Annotated in this window: 15 protein-coding genes; 11 read left to right on the top strand and 4 right to left on the bottom strand. The window is 69.2% G+C overall.

Annotation, left to right across the window (positions count from 1 at the left end; genetic code table 11):
- Positions 1–43 precede the first annotated feature (43 nt).
- Positions 44–1,972 carry an ABC transporter ATP-binding protein gene (locus ACWCP8_RS19690; protein WP_352262932.1) on the bottom strand — a complete coding sequence of 643 codons (1,929 nt, stop codon included), beginning with the start codon at positions 1,970–1,972 and terminating at the stop codon, positions 44–46.
- A 142-nt stretch (positions 1,973–2,114) separates the two neighbouring features.
- Here ACWCP8_RS19690 and ACWCP8_RS19685 point away from each other — a divergent pair, with 142 nt between their 5' ends.
- From ACWCP8_RS19685 to ACWCP8_RS19670, 4 genes are all read left to right on the top strand, one after another.
- Entirely contained in the window at positions 2,115–3,047 is a 933-nt protein-coding gene (locus ACWCP8_RS19685; protein WP_451117139.1) for an ABC transporter ATP-binding protein, read from the top strand.
- 1 nt (position 3,048) lies between these two features.
- A complete protein-coding gene (locus ACWCP8_RS19680) occupies positions 3,049–3,828 on the top strand; it encodes an ABC transporter permease (protein WP_451117137.1) in 780 nt (259 codons plus the stop codon).
- 32 nt (positions 3,829–3,860) lie between these two features.
- Positions 3,861–5,144, top strand: a complete 1,284-nt coding sequence (locus ACWCP8_RS19675) for a sensor histidine kinase (protein ID WP_355997602.1) — start codon at positions 3,861–3,863, stop codon at positions 5,142–5,144.
- Between the two features lie 68 nt (positions 5,145–5,212).
- Positions 5,213–5,863 (top strand): response regulator transcription factor, encoded by a 651-nt coding sequence (locus ACWCP8_RS19670; RefSeq protein ID WP_355997604.1) that lies wholly within the window; start codon positions 5,213–5,215, stop codon positions 5,861–5,863.
- Between the two features lie 41 nt (positions 5,864–5,904).
- On the opposite strand, the gene glgX is transcribed toward ACWCP8_RS19670, so the two are convergent.
- Positions 5,905–8,172 carry a glycogen debranching protein GlgX gene (gene glgX, locus ACWCP8_RS19665; RefSeq protein WP_451117135.1) on the bottom strand — a complete coding sequence of 756 codons (2,268 nt, stop codon included), beginning with the start codon at positions 8,170–8,172 and terminating at the stop codon, positions 5,905–5,907.
- A 152-nt stretch (positions 8,173–8,324) separates the two neighbouring features.
- Here glgX and ACWCP8_RS19660 point away from each other — a divergent pair, with 152 nt between their 5' ends.
- From ACWCP8_RS19660 to ACWCP8_RS19635, 6 genes are all read left to right on the top strand, one after another.
- The gene (locus tag ACWCP8_RS19660) at positions 8,325–9,602 is read left to right on the top strand and encodes an Ig-like domain-containing protein (RefSeq protein WP_451117133.1); all 1,278 of its coding nucleotides are present in this window, start codon (positions 8,325–8,327) and stop codon (positions 9,600–9,602) included.
- A 231-nt stretch (positions 9,603–9,833) separates the two neighbouring features.
- On the top strand, positions 9,834–11,084 hold the full coding sequence (locus ACWCP8_RS19655; protein ID WP_451117131.1) for a L,D-transpeptidase: 1,251 nt from the start codon (positions 9,834–9,836) through the stop codon (positions 11,082–11,084).
- 87 nt (positions 11,085–11,171) lie between these two features.
- Positions 11,172–11,939: an enoyl-CoA hydratase/isomerase family protein gene (locus tag ACWCP8_RS19650; protein ID WP_352262945.1), complete on the top strand. Its 768-nt coding sequence runs from the start codon at positions 11,172–11,174 to the stop codon at positions 11,937–11,939.
- Positions 11,940–12,190: 251 nt separating this feature from the next.
- Positions 12,191–12,706, top strand: coding sequence for an ATP-binding protein (locus tag ACWCP8_RS19645; protein WP_352262947.1), 516 nt, complete (start codon positions 12,191–12,193; stop codon positions 12,704–12,706).
- A gap of 422 nt (positions 12,707–13,128) precedes the next feature.
- Positions 13,129–13,959 (top strand): polysaccharide deacetylase family protein, encoded by an 831-nt coding sequence (locus ACWCP8_RS19640; protein WP_352262949.1) that lies wholly within the window; start codon positions 13,129–13,131, stop codon positions 13,957–13,959.
- Positions 13,959–15,158 carry a YVTN family beta-propeller repeat protein gene (locus ACWCP8_RS19635; protein WP_352262951.1) on the top strand — a complete coding sequence of 400 codons (1,200 nt, stop codon included), beginning with the start codon at positions 13,959–13,961 and terminating at the stop codon, positions 15,156–15,158. Before ACWCP8_RS19640 ends, ACWCP8_RS19635 begins: the two co-directional genes overlap by 1 nt.
- Positions 15,159–15,207: 49 nt before the next feature.
- Here the strand turns inward: ACWCP8_RS19635 and ACWCP8_RS19630 are convergent, their stop codons facing one another.
- A complete protein-coding gene (locus tag ACWCP8_RS19630) occupies positions 15,208–15,849 on the bottom strand; it encodes an N-acetyltransferase (protein WP_355997622.1) in 642 nt (213 codons plus the stop codon).
- Between the two features lie 140 nt (positions 15,850–15,989).
- Between ACWCP8_RS19630 and ACWCP8_RS19625 the strand changes: the two genes are divergently transcribed.
- On the top strand, positions 15,990–16,205 hold the full coding sequence (locus ACWCP8_RS19625) for an EF-hand domain-containing protein (protein WP_073963851.1): 216 nt from the start codon (positions 15,990–15,992) through the stop codon (positions 16,203–16,205).
- A gap of 158 nt (positions 16,206–16,363) precedes the next feature.
- On the opposite strand, the gene ACWCP8_RS19620 is transcribed toward ACWCP8_RS19625, so the two are convergent.
- Positions 16,364–17,248: a terpene synthase family protein gene (locus ACWCP8_RS19620; protein ID WP_451117128.1), complete on the bottom strand. Its 885-nt coding sequence runs from the start codon at positions 17,246–17,248 to the stop codon at positions 16,364–16,366.
- Positions 17,249–17,593 lie beyond the last annotated feature (345 nt).

The raw sequence follows: 17,593 nt of genomic DNA, 5'->3' as shown, positions 1-17,593 counted from the left end.
TCGTCGCCGTCCGTCCCTGCGGGACACCCTGTCGTCGCATTGGTCATCGGGCACTGCCCTCCTCGGCAGGGACGTCCATGGCACGCACGTCGGCGTCGGACATGTATGCGGTACTTGCGTCCTCGGCGGTCACGTCGTCGGTGAGCTCAGCGGACACCGAGCTTCCGGCGCCGGACATCAGCCAGGCGTACTCGGCGTTGGTGCGCAGCAGTTCCTGATGGGTGCCGACTGCGCTGATCCGGCCCTCCGACAGAAGTGCCACCCGGTCGGCGAGCATCACCGTGGACGGCCGGTGGGCGACCACCACGGCCGTGGTCGATTCCAGCACGCGCCGCAGGGCGGCCTCCACCAGCGTCTCCGTATGCACATCCAGAGCCGAGAGCGGGTCGTCGAGCACCAGGAAGCGCGGCTGTCCGACGACGGCGCGGGCCAGTGCGAGGCGCTGCCGCTGACCGCCGGAGAGGCTGAGACCCTGCTCGCCGACCTGGGTGTCGATGCCGTGCGGCAGGTCGTACACGAAGTCGGCCTGCGCGATCGACAGCGCCCGCCGCAGCTCGTCCTCGCCGGCACCCTCGGCGCCCATGAGAACGTTCTCCCCAACGCTCGCCGAGAAGAGCGTCGGCTCCTCGAACGCCACGGACACCAGCTCACGCAGCCGTTCGCGCGGCAGAGTGGTGATGTCCGCACCGTCCAGCGTGATCCGCCCGGCGGTGGCGTCGTGCAGTCGCGGTACGAGTGCGGTGAGCGTCGTCTTCCCGGATCCGGTGGCCCCGACCAGGGCCATCGTCTCGCCGGGGCGGATCCGTAGGTCGATCCGGGTCAGCACGGGTACGGACCCGGCCTCCGCGTCCGGGTAGCGGAACTCGACGCCTTCGAAGACCATCCCGCCGTCCGCGGAAGACTCCGCAGCAGACTCCGGGAATGACTTCGTGGACGTCCCCGCGGACGGCTCCTCGCTGAACTCCCCGGCCGTCTCACGCTCCTCCGCCACGTCCATCACCTCGAAGAACCGCTCGGTCGCCGTGGCCGACTCCTGGCTCATCGCCAGCAGGAAGCCGATCGACTCGACCGGCCACCGCAGCGCCAGCGCCGTCGACAGGAACGCGACGAGCGTGCCGGCCGACAGTCCGCCGTCCGCGACCTGGATCGTGCCGAGCACCAGCGCCGCCCCGATCGCCAGCTCGGGGATGGTGGTGATGAACGCCCAGATGCCGGCCAGCAGCCGTGCCTTGTCGAGTTCCGTACCGCGCAGCCGCTGCGCGAGACCACGGAAGGCCAGGGCCTGGCTGCGGTGGCGGCCGAAACCCTTGATGATGCGGACGCCGAGCACGCTTTCCTCGACAACCGTCGTCAGATCGCCGACCTGGTCCTGGGCCTTGCGCGCCACCACCGCGTACTTCGTCTCGAAGACCGAGCAGAGGATCACCAGCGGCACCACCGGAGCCAGCAGCACCAATCCCAGCGTCCACTGCTGCACCAGCAGAATGATGAAACCGACCAGGATCGTGGTGGCGTTGACCAGCAGGAACGTCAGCGGAAAGGCCAGGAACATACGCAGCAGCATCAGATCCGTGGTGCCGCGCGACAGCAGCTGACCCGATGGCCACCGGTCGTGGAAGGCCACCGGTAGCCGCTGCAGATGCCGGTACAGGTCGGCCCGCATCGATGCCTCGACGCCCGCCAGCGGCCGCGCCACCAGCCACCGCCGCAGTCCGAAGAGCAGCGCCTCGACGATGCCCAGCAACAGCAGGTAGAGCGCGCCGAGCCAGACCCCGCCCGGATCGTGGTGCGCGACCGGGCCGTCCACGATCCACTTCAGTACGAGGGGTATCACCAGGCCGAGGCAGGAGGCGATGACCGCCACGGCAGCCGCGCCGGACAGGCGGATCCGTACAGGCTTCACGTAAGGCCACAGCCGCAGCAGGGAGCGCGCGGCGGACCGGTCCTTGGGCTCTACATGGTTTTCGGGCATCAGGGGCGAGCCTACGGTTCACCACTGACATCCCTCATCTGGTTTTCTTCGCGGTCGCACCTGGCATCAACCGATCGGCTGATGCCGTTTCCAGCGCGATGGACGATGCCGCGCGGGCCCGCCCGGCAGGATCCTCGTACCCATGGCCATCATCGAAGTGAACGGGTTGCGCAAGGCCTACGCCGGGCGCCCCGCGGTGGACGGAGTGACCTTCGCCGTCGACGAGGGGGAGATCTTCGGGATCCTCGGCCCCAACGGCGCGGGCAAGACCACGACCGTCGAATGCGTCGAGGGACTACGCGTCCCCGACGCCGGCACGGTCCGGGTCGCCGGACTCGACCCGGTCGCCGACCACGGGCGGGTGACGCACCTGCTGGGAGCCCAGCTCCAGGAGAGCGAGCTGCAGGCCAAGCTCACGGTGCGCGAGGCACTGGAGCTGTACAGCGCCTTCCACCCGCACCCCGCCGAGTGGCGGACCCTGGCCGAACGGCTCGGTCTGCACACCAAGCTCACCACCCGGTTCGCCAAGCTGTCGGGCGGTCAGAAGCAGCGACTGTCCATCGCCCTCGCCCTGGTCGGCAACCCGCGGGTCGTGGTGCTCGACGAGCTGACCACCGGACTTGATCCCCGGGCCCGCCGTGACACCTGGCAACTGATCGAAGAGGTACGCGACAGTGGCGTGACCGTCCTTCTCGTGACCCACTTCATGGAGGAGGCCAGGCGGCTCTGCGACCGGATCGCCGTGATCGACAAGGGGAAGGTCGTCGCCCTCGACACCCCGTCCGGTCTGATCAGCAGAGCCGGCAGCACCACCGCCATCTCCTTCACACCCTCGCAGCCCCTCGCCACCGGCGATCTGGCGGAGCTCCCCGGAGCGGCGTCGGCCGAGCAGAAGGGGGGCCGGATCGTCATCAACGGCACCGACGAGACCGTCAACGCGGTGATCTCGCTGCTGGCCCGGCACCGCATCACCGCACACCAACTGCGCGTCACCGAAGCGACCTTGGACGATGCGTTCCTCGACCTCACCGAGACAGAGCCGGAACCCGAAGCGGACAAGGAAACGGCGGCCTGAGATGCCCACCACCTCTCCCGCATCAACCTCTCCGGCCCCTGGCAGCCCCTCTTTCGCCGTCCTCAAGTGCGAGACCCGGCTCTTCCTCCGCGAGCCCGGCAGTCTCTTCTGGATCCTCGTCTTTCCCACCGTCCTGATGACGATCCTCGGGCTGGTCCCGTCCTTCCGGCATCCCGACGACGCCCTCGGCGGCCGCCGCGTCATCGACCTGTATGTGCCGGTGGCCGTACTGCTCGCCATGATCATGGCCGGGCTGCAGGCCATGCCGCCCGTCCTCACCGGTTATCGCGAACGCGGCATCCTGCGCCGTATGTCGACCACTCCGGTGCGGCCGTCCGCCCTGCTCACCGCGCAGATCGCCCTCCACGGCGCTGCCGCCCTGGGCTCGGCCGTGCTGGTCATGGTCGTCGGACGGATCGCCTTCGACGTGCGGCTGCCCGGTCAGCCCGCCGGCCATCTGCTGGCCCTGTTCCTGGCGACCGCGAGCGTTCTCTCCCTCGGGGCGATGGTCAGCGCCCTCTCCGCCACCACCAAGGCCTCCGCCGCCGTCGGCTCGGTCGTCTACCTCGCGATGATGTTCACGGCCGGGGTCTGGGTACCGGTCCAGGCGATGCCGGGCGCCCTCCGCCGGATCGTCCAGTGCACCCCCTTCGGCGCGGCCTCCCAGGCACTGGACAGGGCAGCCTCCGGCGACTGGCCGAGCTGGGCGCATCTTGGGGTGATGGCCCTGTGGACCGCCCTGCCGGCTGCCGCGGCGACCCGTTGGTTCCGGTGGAAGTAACGCGGCCGGCCGGGCCGGGGCAGACTGACCGCATGGGGACGGTGCGTACCGGCGGTGATACCGCGGCAGGCAGGACGGCCGAGCAGTGGTGGGAACGGTTCTTCAGGTACGGGCCGTACGGTCTGCTGGGGCTGGCCACCGTCATCTCGGCGATGTCCGCCGACCTCGTCATGAGCCGTACCGGGATGTACGTGGCCGGGGTGTTGGTCCCGGTGGCGCTGGCGCTCCAGATCTGCTGGAGCCGGATCCGGCACCGGCCCTCCAGGCCGTCGTGGGCCGCGCCGGTCTACTTCGTCGTACGCACACTCCTCGCCTTCGTACTGTCCTGGTGCAGCCCGTTCTTCTCGATGTACGCGGTCCTCAGCTACTTCGACGCGGGGAGCCTCCTCTCCCGGCGGGCCGCGCGGGCCGGGATGCTGGCCAATGCCGTGACCATGGCGGGTTCCCAGTGCGGCAGCGGCTTCCCGCCGGACACTCCGACGAACTGGGTGGCCTTCGGCATCCTGCTCACCCTGCACGGCACCCTCATCCTTGTCTTCGCGCAGATCGGCACCCGGGAGGCCGAGCACGCCCGCACTCAACTCGACATCATCGACGAACTGGAGTCCGCCAACGCCCGTCTCGAACAGGCCCTGGCGGAGAACGCCGGCCTGCATGCCCAACTCCTCGTCCAGGCACGCGAGGCGGGGGTCGCCGACGAACGGAGCCGGCTCGCCGCGGAGATTCACGACACGATCGCCCAGGGGCTGACCGGCATCATCGCCCAGCTCCAGGTGGTCACCTCCACCGCCGAGTCCGATCCTGCGACGGCCCGCGTACACCTCGACCGCGCCGCCGCCCTCGCCCGCCACAGCCTCGGTGAGGCACGTCGGTCGGTGAGTAATCTGGTCCCCGCCGCACTGGCCCACGACAACCTTCCCGAGGCACTCGGGAAGACCGTCGCGAGCTGGGCGGAACGCACGGGTGTACGCGCCGAGTGCACGGTCACCGGCACCGCCGAGCCGCTGCACGACGAGGTCGGGGCCACCCTGCTCCGGATCGCGGAGGAAGCCCTCGCCAACGTCGGCCGTCACTCCGGGGCCACCAGGGTCGGCGTCACACTCTCTTTCATGGGTGACGAAGTCACCCTGGACGTACGGGACGACGGTTGCGGCTTCGACCCGGTCGCCGTGCCGCCGTACCGGGGCTCGGACGGTTTCGGTCTCGGCGGTATGCGTGCCCGCGCCGAACGCATGGCGGGAGCCGTCGTGGTGGAGTCGGAACCGGGCAACGGAGCGGCGGTCTGCGTCCGCGTCCCACTGGTTCCTCAGCAATGAGCACCGCGCATCCGAACACCGCGCATCCCAACGCGGCGTATCCGAGCACCGCGTACGGTGGAACCGCCATGGTCGACGAAACCGCACGCACCATCACCCTCGTCGTCGTCGACGACCACCCCGTCGTACGGGACGGTCTGCGCGGCATGTTCGAGTCGGCCCCGGGCTTCGAGGTGCTCGGCGAGGCGGCCGACGGCGTCGAGGGAGTCGATCTTGCCGCCCGCCTGGACCCCGACGTCGTCCTGATGGACCTGCGGATGCCGGGCGGCGGTGGAGTCGCGGCAATCGCCGAACTCACCCGGCGCGGTGCCCGCTCCAAGGTGCTCGTCCTCACCACGTACGACACCGACTCCGACACCCTCCCGGCGATCGAGGCGGGAGCCACCGGCTACCTGCTCAAGGACGCGCCCCGCGACGAACTGTTCACCGCCGTGCGCGCCGCCGCCGACGGCCGCACCGTGCTGTCTCCCGCGGTCGCCTCCCGGCTGGTCAACCGGGTGCGCATGCCCGCCGGCGCCGCCGACCAGTCGTTGTCCGCACGCGAGCGCCAGGTGCTCGAACTCGTCGCCAGGGGGACCTCCAACCGGGAGATCGCCGCCGAACTGTTCATCAGCGAGGCAACGGTGAAGACCCATCTCACGCACATCTTCAGCAAGTTGGGCGCCAAGGACCGCGCCGCGGCCGTCGCGGTCGCCTACGACCGCGGCATCCTCGGCTGACCTGCCCCCGCCATCCGTACCGGCACGCCCTGCGCTCCGTTTCACTCCCTGACGCGCAGCAGCACCACCGCCCTCGCCGGCACCGTCAGTACCTCGTTCCCCCGGTGCACCGTCGCCGGCGCCGTCGACTGGTCCTCCTGCGAGGTGTCCAGCACCAGTTCGTACGCCTGTGCCCACGGCTGCCCCGGAAGCCGGAAGCTGATCGGGCGGTCGGCAGCGTGCAGGATCGCCAGGAAGCTGTCGTCGGTGACCTGCTCGCCGCGTGCGTCTCGGCCCGGGATGTCGCGCCCGGAGAGATAGAGACCGATTGTCGCGGCCGGTGCGTACCAGTCCGTCTCCGTCATCTCCTTACCCTGCCGGGTGAACCACGCCAGGTCCTGCAGCCCGTCCGCGGCCTGCGCCCGGCCGGAGAAGAACGCCCGGCGGCGCAGCACCGGATGGGTGTGGCGCAGCGCGAGCAGCCGGGCCGTCAGCTCGGTCAGCTCCCGCCACTGGCGCTGGTCGAGCAGGGACCAGTCCAGCCAGCTCACCTCGTTGTCCTGGCAGTACGCGTTGTTGTTGCCGCCCTGCGTACGGCCCATCTCGTCGCCCGCGACCAGCATCGGCACCCCGGTCGACAGCAGCAGCGTGGTGAGCAGATTGCGCAGCTGGCGGCGGCGCAGCGCGTTGATGCCGAGGTCGTCGGTCTCGCCCTCGGCGCCACAGTTCCAGGCCCGGTTGTCCGACGTGCCGTCCCGGTTGCCCTCTCCGTTGGCCTCGTTGTGTTTCTGCTGGTAACTGACCAGATCGCGCAGGGTGAAGCCGTCGTGCGCGGTGATGAAGTTGACCGAGGCGTAGGGCCGGCGGCCGCCCCATGCGTAGAGATCGCTGGATCCGGTCAGCCGGTAGCCCAGATCCCGTACATCGGGCAGGGCGCCGCGCCAGAAGTCCCGCACGGCATCCCGGTAGCGGTCGTTCCACTCGGTCCACAGCGGCGGGAACGCGCCCACCTGGTAGCCGCCGTTGCCGACGTCCCACGGCTCGGCGATCAGCTTCACCCGGCGCAGCACCGGGTCCTGGGCGATCACCGCGAGGAACGGGGACAGCATGTCGACGTCGTGCATCGAGCGGGCCAGCGCCGCCGCCAGATCGAAGCGGAACCCGTCGACGCCCATCTCCGTGACCCAGTACCGCAGCGAGTCCGTGATCAGCCGCAGCACGTGCGGCTGCACCACGTGCAGGGTGTTGCCGCAGCCGGTGTAGTCGGCGTATCTGCGGGCGTCGGACTGGAGCCGGTAGTAGCCGCGGTTGTCGATGCCGCGCAGTGACAGCATCGGCCCCAGCTCGCTCGCCTCCGCCGTGTGGTTGTAGACCACATCGAGGATCACCTCGATCCCGGCGTCGTGCAGCGCCCGCACCATCCGTTTGAACTCGCCGACCTGCTGGCCTCCCGTACCACTGGCCGAGTAGTCCGCGTGCGGGGCGAAGTAGCCGATCGAGTTGTAGCCCCAGTAGTTGTGCAGCCCGCGCCGGAGCAGATGGTCCTCATGGGCGAACTGATGCACCGGCAGCAGCTCCACCGCGGTCACCCCGAGCCGCTGCAGGTGGCCGATGGCCGCCGGATGAGCGAGACCGGCGTACGTGCCACGCAGCTCCTCGGGGATCCCCGGGTGCAGCTTGGTGAAGCCGCGTACATGCAGCTCGTAGATGACGGAGTCCGCCCACGGGGTCTTGGGCCGCCGGTCCTCCGCCCAGTCGTCGTCGTCGTGGACGACGACACCCTTGGGTACGAACGGAGCGGAGTCCCGTTCGTCGCGCACGGTGTCGGCGACCTGCTGCTGCGGCCAGTCCCTCACATGGCCGTACACCTCGGCCGGCAGGGTGAATGAGCCGTCCACGGCCCGTGCGTACGGATCGAGGAGCAGCTTCGCCGCATTCCACCGGGCACCCGTCCACGGGTCCCAGCGGCCGTGCACCCGGTAGCCGTACCGCTGACCCGGCCGCACGCCCGGCACGAAGCCGTGCCAGACCTCGTGGGTCAGTTCGGTCAGCGGGAGGCGCGTCTCGTTCCCCTCCTCGTCGAAGAGGCAGAGCACGACCGCCTCGGCGCCGCCCGCCCAGAGTGCGAAGTTGGTGCCCGCCACCCCGTCGGGCCCCACCCGGAAGCGGGCCCCGAGCGGCATCGGCGCACCGGGCCACACGGCCGGCTGATGTTGCCCGCCGGAGGGGACCCGCCCGCTCGCCGGGCCGGTTCCCGCCTCTTCCGCTGTCCGCTCCACCGCCTCCCTGACCGGCCCTGGCACTGTCTCCTGCTCGGCTGCGCTCGACACTCTCAGCCTCCCGCGGCTCGTCCGGACCCGGCACCGAAGAGGAGCGCACGGCGTCCCGGCCGTGGCTCCTCGAGTGTGGTCCTCCCTCTGTTCTGCCCAGGGCAGGGCCCGCACTCACGTTTCCCCCCGGCCGCTCCGGTCGTTGGGGGAACGTGAACCACAACGCGAAGAAGGCGGGAGCGGGCCCGGCCACCGTGCTGACATGGGCAGGACTGCTCGCCCTACCGGCCGTACTGGGCGTACTGGGCGTACTGACAGGTTGCACCGACGCGGAACCATTCATGAACGGGAAGCCGCGGTCGTTGCCGTACGCGATCAGGATCACCCCGCAGGACGGGGCCAAGGACATCAGGCCGGACGCCCGGGTCGAGGTGAAGGTTTCCGACGGGCGGCTGGAACACGTCAAGGTGACGCAGATCGAGGTCGCGGAGCCGCCTGCGAACGCAGGGCGGAGCAAGGACGCAGGACAGCGCGAGATGCAGGGTCTGATCTCGCAGGACGGCCTCTCCTGGACCTCGCGCGGTGCCTCGGGCCGGCTCAGCCTGGCCGCCAGGTACAGCGTCGAGGTGGTGGCCGTGGACGGTGCGGGTCGCCGCTCGGCCCGCCACTCCACCTTCACCACCGCGGTCCCCCGGCACCGCTTCACCAGCAGCTTCGAGCCGGACGAGCGGTCGACCGTCGGCACCGGCATGATCGTCTCCTTCCACTTCGACCCCGTCATCACGAACCGTGCGGCGGTGCAGCGGGCCATCCGGATCACCGCCGAGCCTGCGGTCGAGGTGGTGGGGCACTGGTTCGGCGGCGACCGGCTGGACTTCCGCCCGGCCGCCTACTGGAAGCCGGGCACCGAGGTCACTGTCGCGGTGGCGCTGCACGATGTGGAGGGCGCGCCCGGTGTGTTCGGCACTCAGCGGAAGACGGTCACCTTCACGGTGGGCCGCTCGCAGGTGTCCAGGGTGGACGTGGCCGACCACACCATGGAGGTACGCCGCGACGGCCGGCTGGTGTCCAAGGTCCCGGTCACGGCGGGCGCCCCGGCGACGAGCACGTACAACGGCAAGATGGTGGTCACCGAGATGCAGGAGGTGACCCGGATGGACGGCCGGACCGTCGGCTTCGGCGGTGAGTACGACATCAAGGACGTCCCGCACGCCGTGCGGATCACTGACTCCGGCACCTTCGTGCACGGCAACTACTGGGCGGGCGGTGGCGTCTTCGGCTCGGCGAACGTCAGCCACGGCTGCGTCGGGCTGCAGGACGTGAAGGGCGGCAGCGGGGACACCCCGGCCGGCCGGTTCTTCGACCGGACGATCGTCGGGGACGTGGTCGAGGTGGTCAACTCCGAGGACAAGCAGGTCGCTCCGGACAACGGTCTGGGCGGCTGGAATCTGGACTGGATCCAGTGGAAGGCGGGCTCCGCGCTCCACTGACCCGGATCGGCCGGACTCGCACCGGACACTCCCGCGCAGCGCTCCGAACCGTGTGTCACCTGGGGAAGTTCCGCACCAACTTGGGACTGAACGGTGACATCCGAGGGGGGATCTCCCCATGGTCGGTGTGGTTATCTTTCGCTGAGCGCGCATGAGCAGCGCGCGGGGGTGGGAGCCTGCGGGCTCCCTGGGCCTTGGCGGGGCCAGGCCGTGTGAGGGGAGACGACCACATTGAACGGGCAGCCGATATCGGGGGGATCGGTCGGGGCGAACGGCAGGCGGCGTGGTCGGGGGACCACCGGACTGCTGGCTCTGGTACTGGGAGCGCTGCTGCTGGTGACGGCATGCGGCGGGGGAGACACCGATGCCGGGAGCAAGGGCAAGAACACCGGTGGGGGCAAGAACGAGGACACGACCGCCTCGCAGGCGGTGGTGACCGTCGCACCGAAGGACGGCGCCGACTCCGTCGCCACCAGCGGGACACTGAAGATCTCCGCCGAGCAGGGCAAGCTGACCACGGTCAAGGTCGCCGACCCCAAGGGCGTCGAGGTCGAGGGCGAGATCGCGGCGGACGGCACGAGCTGGGAGCCCGGACAGCACCTGGCCGCGGCGACGAAGTACCGCGTCCACGCGGTCGCCAAGGACTCCAAGGGCCGTCAGTCGGCGAAGGACACCACCTTCACCACACTGGTCCCGAAGAACACCTTCATCGGGCAGTACACGCCGGAGGACGGCTCCACGGTGGGCGTCGGCATGCCGGTCTCGATCCACTTCACTCGCGGCATCACGGACCCGGACGCCGTCGAGAAGGCCATCGAGGTGACGGCGGAGCCGTCCGTCCCCGTCGAGGGCCACTGGTTCGGCAACGACCGTCTCGACATCCGCCCCGAGAACTACTGGGCTGCGGGCACCAAGGTGACCGTGAAGCTCAACCTCGACGGGGTCGAGGGACGCCCGGGGGTCTACGGCAAGCAGGCCAAGACGATCTCGTTCACCATCGGCCGCCGCCAGGTCAGCACTGTCGACGCGAGCACGCACCGCATGAAGGTCGTCCGCGACGGCAAGCAGCTCAGGAACATCCCGATCTCCGCGGGCGCCCCGGCGACCACCACGTACAACGGTGAGATGGTCATCAGCGAGAAACTCAAGGTGACCCGGATGAACGGTGACACCGTCGGCTTCGGCGGCGAGTACGACATCAAGGACGTGCCGAACGCGATGAGGCTGTCCACGTCGGGCACGTTCATCCACGGCAACTACTGGGGCGGGCCCGGCGTGTTCGGCTCGACCAACACCAGCCACGGCTGTGTCGGTCTGCAGGACGTACGCGGCGGCTGGAGCAAGACGACCCCGGCGGCCTGGTTCTTCAACCACTCGATCATCGGCGACGTCGTGGTCGTGAAGAACTCCCAGGACAAGACGATCCAGCCGGACAACGGTCTCAACGGCTGGAACATGAGCTGGGCGGAGTGGACCAAGTAGTTCGCGACGTACGACACGACGGCGGGCCCGGTGCTGTGACCAACAGCACCGGGCCCGCCGTCGTTAGCGCCGGTTAACCTGCCTCCCATGACCGTAACCCTCGAAGCAAGCGACGGCGTCGGCACGATCCGGCTGGACCGCCCGCCCATGAACGCCCTGGATGTCGCCACCCAGGACCGGCTGCGTGAACTCGCCGAGGAGGCGACCCGGCGCGACGATGTGCGCGCCGTCGTCCTCTACGGCGGCGAGAAGGTGTTCGCGGCGGGAGCGGACATCAAGGAGATGCAGGCCATGGACCACGCGGCGATGGTTGTGCGGTCCAAGGCGCTGCAGGACTCCTTCACCGCGGTGGCCCGGATCCCCAAGCCGGTCGTCGCCGCGGTTACCGGCTATGCGCTCGGTGGCGGCTGCGAACTGGCGCTCTGCGCCGACTTCCGGATCGCCGCCGACAACGCCAAGCTGGGTCAGCCCGAGATCCTGCTCGGTCTGATCCCCGGTGCGGGCGGCACCCAGCGGCTGGCCCGGCTGGTCGGCCCGTCCAAGGCCAAGGACCTGATCTTCACCGGCCGCCACGTGAAGGCCGAGGAGGCCCTGACGATCGGTCTGGTGGACCGGGTGGTGCCGGCGGCCGAGGTGTACGAGCAGGCGCACGCCTGGGCCGCACGGCTGGCCAAGGGGCCTGCCCTGGCACTGCGCGCCGCGAAGGAGTCCATCGACGCGGGGCTGGAGACCGACATCGACACCGGTCTCACGATCGAGCGGAACTGGTTCGCCGGCCTGTTCGCCACGGAGGACCGTGAGCGCGGTATGCGCAGCTTTGTCGAAGAGGGTCCGGGCAAGGCCAAGTTCCTCTGACCGACGGCCAGTTGGGTACAGACGGCCGTGGGTTCATCCGTGCGGGCGGATTAGCTGAGTCTTAAGACAACCTTAAGACTCAGCACTCCGGTGATCGTTGCAATCCTGTTCGGGCGGCACATATGTGCAGGTCGGAGTAGGTGTCGAGAGGCGCATTCTGCCGCTGGCATATGCCTACCGACTTGCACGAAATGCCTGCCTCGGGGGTGGGGATTCCCTCGGAACGTCCCCGGAGCGCCCGCCGTGCGGCCATGATGGTGTGCATGGCGGGCCTGGAGGGTGTGGAACAGCCGCGACAGCGCGGCGGCGCGACTGCGGCACGCTGGATGTCGGCCGTCGAGGACGAACAGGCGTTCAAGGCGCTGGAGTTGTTCGGAAATCCGACGGAGGACGAGGTCCGGCTGCCGTCCCGCCCGGAGTCCGCGGCGACCGCTCGCCGGCTCACCTCGTGCGTGGTGCTTCGCCAGTGGGCGCTTTCCCCGCAGACCGCCGAGCATGCCGTTCTGCTCGTTTCGGAACTCGTCGGCAACGCGGTACGGCACACCGGTGCCCGCATCTTCGGGCTCCGGATGCTGCGCCGCCGCGGCTGGATCAGGATCGAGGTGCGTGACCCCTCGCGCGGCCTGCCGTGTCTCATGCCGGTCCAGGAGATGGACATCAGCGGCCGCGGCCTCTTCCTCGTCGACAAGCTCTCCGACCGGTGGGGGGTGGATCTGCTGCCGCGCGGCAAGACCACCTGGTTCGAGATGCGGATCTCGGACCGCTGAGCCGGTCCTGCCTCCCGGGCCCCTGCTTCCCCTGTCCGTCCGGATGACGCACAGAAGCCCCCGGTCTGCCGTGGTACGGCGCCTCGGGGGCTTCTGTGTGGGGACCGTGAAATGGGGGGTGTGTTCACGGCCGCGTAGGACGACCTGGCCCGGGTCAATGGGGGTCGTGGAACCGACTATGGCAGATGGGTGACCGCGGAGCCAAAAGTGTTAATCGGTTGAAACTGGTTATATGCGGACACTTCGACGGTGAATCGTAGGTGTGATGAGTCACTGGCCTGGCAATGCATGAATGACTATGTGGTTCGACGGGTGATTCATCGAGCATCCGGGTTGCCGGTGGCATCCCCCGGGATCCCCTGAATGGGTATGAATGGGGTCAATTTCCATCTTCCTGGTATTGCGCCCCTACTGTTCTGCTCATGAACGCCTCCGAGACATCGGTGTACCGCCGCAGCGCTCTGCGCGCGGGCGTAGGGGCAGCCCTGGTCGGGGCCCTTGCGGCCGGATGTACGGAAGGACACGGCGCCGCCGGCACTTCCACGAAGACCTCCGCCGAGACGCCCGCGGACGCCCCCGCGCAGACCACCGGCAAGAGCGACGCGAGCGCGCGGCCCCCGCACTCCGCGCCCGCCCCGCACCGCTTCCCCGGGCAGCCGGTCCAGATCGACCACGGCCCTCGCAACCGCCCCCGCGTCGCACTGACCTTCCACGGCCAGGGTGACCCGGCCATCGCCCGTGCCGTGCTCGCCGAGGCAGAACGTGCCCACGCCCGGGTCACCGTCCTTGCCGTCGGCAGCTGGCTCGACGAGCACCCCGAGATGGCCCGCCGGATCCTCGACGGGGGGCACGACCTCGGCAACCACACCCAGAGCCACGTCGACATCTCGGCGATGGGCGAGGCGGCGGCGTACGCGGAGATCACCGGCTGCGCCCAGCGGCTGCGCCGGCTCACCGGCTCCATCGGAACCTGGTTCCGCCCCTCGCGAAGCCGGTACGCCACCCCGCTCGTCCAGCGCCTCGCGCGCAGGGCGGGCTACCCGCACGTCCTCTCGTACGACGTGGACTCCCTCGACTTCACCTCTCCGGGCGCTGCGGCCGTCACCCGCAAGGTCGCCGGGGAGATCCGCAACGGATCGGTGGTGAGCCTGCACTTCGGCTACGCGGACACGGTTGCCGCACTGCCTGTCCTCCTCACCGAAATCGACCGCCGACAACTGCGTGCGGTGACGACTACGGAGCTGCTGACCTGATGCTTCCCTCCACCAAGCGCACCGTGGCCCTGCTCGGGGGCGTACTCATCGCCGTCCTCGCGGGCTGTGGCACCCCCGCCGAGAAGGGGAAGGCCGAGGCCGCCGACACCGAGGCCGCCGCGGCGCCCGTCGTCCCGAACAACGCCACCTCGAAGCGCGTCACCCCGCCCGGGCTCGCGGGGATGCCGCCGGTGCTCGATCCCAAGGACGTGTACGCGGCCGACCGGGCCGGAATGTTATCACCGGTCGTCAAGAAATTCCCGGCGCGGGTGTACGTACCCAACACCAAGTCCAACACCGTGTCGGTCATCGACCCGAAGACGTACAAGGTCATCGGGACCATCCCGGTCGGCCACCAGCCGCAGCATGTCGTCCCGTCCTGGGACCTCAAGACGCTCTGGGTCAACAACGACCTCGGCGACAGCCTCACGGCGATCGACCCGGCCACCGGGAAGGCCGGCCGGACGGTCGCGGTCTCCGACCCGTACAACCTCTACTTCACGCCGAACGGCAAGTACGCCATCGTGATGGCCTCGATGGACCGGCAGCTGGTCTTCCGCGACGCGCACACCATGAAGGAGGCCAGGACCGTCCCGGTCGACTGCGCGGGCGTCAATCATGCCGACTTCTCCACGGACGGCCGGTACTTCATCGTCTCCTGCGAGTTCTCCGGCGAACTCCTCAAGGTCGACACGGCGAGGATGAAGGTCGTCGGCCGGCAGAAGCTGCCGCTCAAGGGCGCGATGCCGCAGGACGTGAAGCTGGCGCCGGACGGCGGAACGTTCTACATCGCGGACATGATCGCGAACGGCATCTGGGTGCTGGACGGGCAGAAGTTCACCAGACCGAAGCTGCTGCGCACCGGCAAGGGCGCCCACGGTCTGTACGTCAGCCGCGACTCCAAGCAGATGTACGTCACCAACCGTGGTGAAGGCTCCATCTCCATCTTTGACTTCGCGAAGAAGAAACTGACGAAGAAGTGGCACCTGCCGAACGGCGGCAGCCCCGACATGGGCGGCGTCTCGGCGGACGGCAAGGTCCTCTGGCTGTCCGGGCGTTACAACGCCGAGGTGTACGCGATCGACACGGCCACCGGCAAGCAGCTCGCCCGGATCCCGGTGGGCAGCGGACCTCATGGGCTCGCCGTCTATCCGCAGCCGGGCCGCTACTCGCTCGGCCACACCGGAGTCTTCCGCTGATCGCCCGGCCACCCCGGCGCCCTCGGCCCGTCCGCCGGGAGTCCGCGGGTCAGCCCGCGATCAGCAGGGCCTCCGAGCCCACCGGCCGGTAGCCCGCCGCCTGGAACGTCCGCACACTGCGGGCGTTCCCCGGCGACTGCTGCGCCCACACCACCGTGTCCGGCACCAACTGCCGGGCCGCTCGCGCCAGCCGCTCCCCGAGCCGTCGGCCGCGCGCCTCCTCGGCCACCTCGATCGCCGTCTCCCAGCGTCCGGCGACCCCACGGCCCAGAATCAGCACACCGCCGTCGGCGGCCCAGACCCGCACCTCGTCGCGGAACTTCATCGCCCGTGCCACCCGCGGATGTTCCGGGTCATCGATCTCCCGGAGCCCGATGTCGGGATCGCCCGGCAGCGCGCTCGCGACCGTCAGCAGATCGATGGTGTTCATGTGTCGTCCGGTACGGGCCAGCAGCGCGCCCAGGAAGTAGGGGTTCATCGTCGCGGCGAGCGGATCACCGGGGGTTGCGGCCAGCGTGGCCCGTACCCATGCGGGATCCTCGTCGGTGAACACCACCGAGTGCGCGGTGAAGGCCAGCACCCCGGCGTCCCGTGCGTTCGGCTGTGCCACCACCGTCGTGCCCCCGTCCGGCGCGGGGAAGCACCCGTGCGCGGCAGCTGTCAGGGTCCGAGCCAGTGCGTCCTTCGTCAAGCGTCCCACTCCCCGGTCCCGGGCCCCGCCCGCCGTCCGCGGACACCCCACCCATGATGGACGACCGGCCGCCGCGATCGGAGCCGGTCGCGCCCGTTAATCTGGCCCCCGTCAGTTAGGCATGATGAAGGGGCGGAACAGTGGCGGACATCGAGTCGGCGCGCAAGGCATTCGAGCGGTACGACCTGAACGGCGACGGGCTGATATCGGCTGCCGAGTACAAGAGTGTGATGGCTCAGCTGGGTGACCCCTACGTCACCGAGCCGGTGGCCCAGGCCGTCATCAACTCCCACGACGCGAACGGTGACGGTCTGCTCACCTTCGACGAGTTCTGGGCTTCCCAGAACAAGGGCTGATCGCCGGGAGGACCCCCGGCCGTGGTCGGCCGGGGGCCGCCGGACCCGTACCCCCTCAGCACCCCTCAGCTTTCCGGACCGAACACGTCCGCCAGGGGATCAGGCCGGATCAGGCCGGTCCGGATTCAGGCCTGGCCCGGCGCCCCGCTCCCGGCCGGTCAGGCAGCGAAGTTCCGGGACAGGGAGTGCTGTTCGTCGACTTCCATCAGGTCGGGGCGGGTGTACCGCTCCGCCCGTGCGTGGTAGTCGAAGTCTCCGCGGACGAGCCCCCGATAGTCCTGGACGCAGCGCTCAAGGGCGGCGCGTGCCGGGCCGTCGATGCGTGCGGCCTCTATCTCCTCGACGAGTTCCTTTTCCGCTCGCTGCACCCGGTCGGCGATCCTCGCCAGCCATATCCCGGCCTCGTCGACGGCCTCCTGGAGCGTGCCGTCGCGGTCCCGCTGAATGAGCCGGACGGTATTGTGCTCGTAACCGAGCATGGCTTCCTTCTCGAATGAGCAGATGTCGTTGCAGAGTCCCGAGTGATCGGCCACTGCATTGCGCAGTGCGATGTACGCGGGAAGGGAGCGGGCGGATTCCGGGAGATCTATTCCGGCAGTGATCTCGTGCAGGTCGAGGAACGGCTGCATGGCCACCGAGTCACGGCGGTGCTTCACGAAGTCGGCGGTGCTCGGCACATGGCCCGCGGCCCGGTCGACGGCCTCCGCGTAGTACGTCCACAGCCAGCCGACCGTGTCCCGGCGGAACTGCCGGGCCCAGCGCAGCGATCGCCCCTCGCAGGTCCGCGCCATCAGACCGTCGAGAGCGTGCTCCATGGGGCCGTTCGGCGCGCTGGTTCCGTCGAGCACGTCCACCAGCCGGGCGATGGCCTCCTCGCACACGTGCGGGTCGCGGCCGGCCGGGCCGTCGTCGAACTCGTCGTCCACCAGGAACGCCCAGAAAAGCCACTGGCAGAAAAGATCGAGGTGTTCCTGCGAGGCTGCCGGGAATATCAGGGATATCCAGAGTTCCGGGCGTGTCCGGATCATTTTCTTCTGAGCCACCGGAGACAGGACGAGATCATTTTCGGCCGCCCATCCCCAGGCGGCTTGTTTGGTTGCCTGAATACCTGGATTACAGCCCGTGCTCTCGAACGGCATATGGAATTCTGGAAGCGTGATTTTGCTCATGGTGCCCCTCGTCTGAACGTTGCGAACAGGGAATGGGAATGAGTCACTTTCACGAATCAGTGCAGGCGCGCGGGCAATCGATTCCGGGAGAGCTCATCGCTGTCCTCTTTCCTCCGCCGGGGCATCGGAGCCGGGCCGGTTGGCCACGGCGGCGGACCGCATACGGACAGCGATCGCGTCACCACTCGTCACATCCAGTGAACCCTGAGAGCGTGGTGG

The organism is Streptomyces sp. NPDC002206, assembly GCF_053593595.1.
The sequence above is the reverse complement of the archived record's forward strand: the minus strand, read 5'-3'. Positions and strand labels throughout refer to the sequence as shown.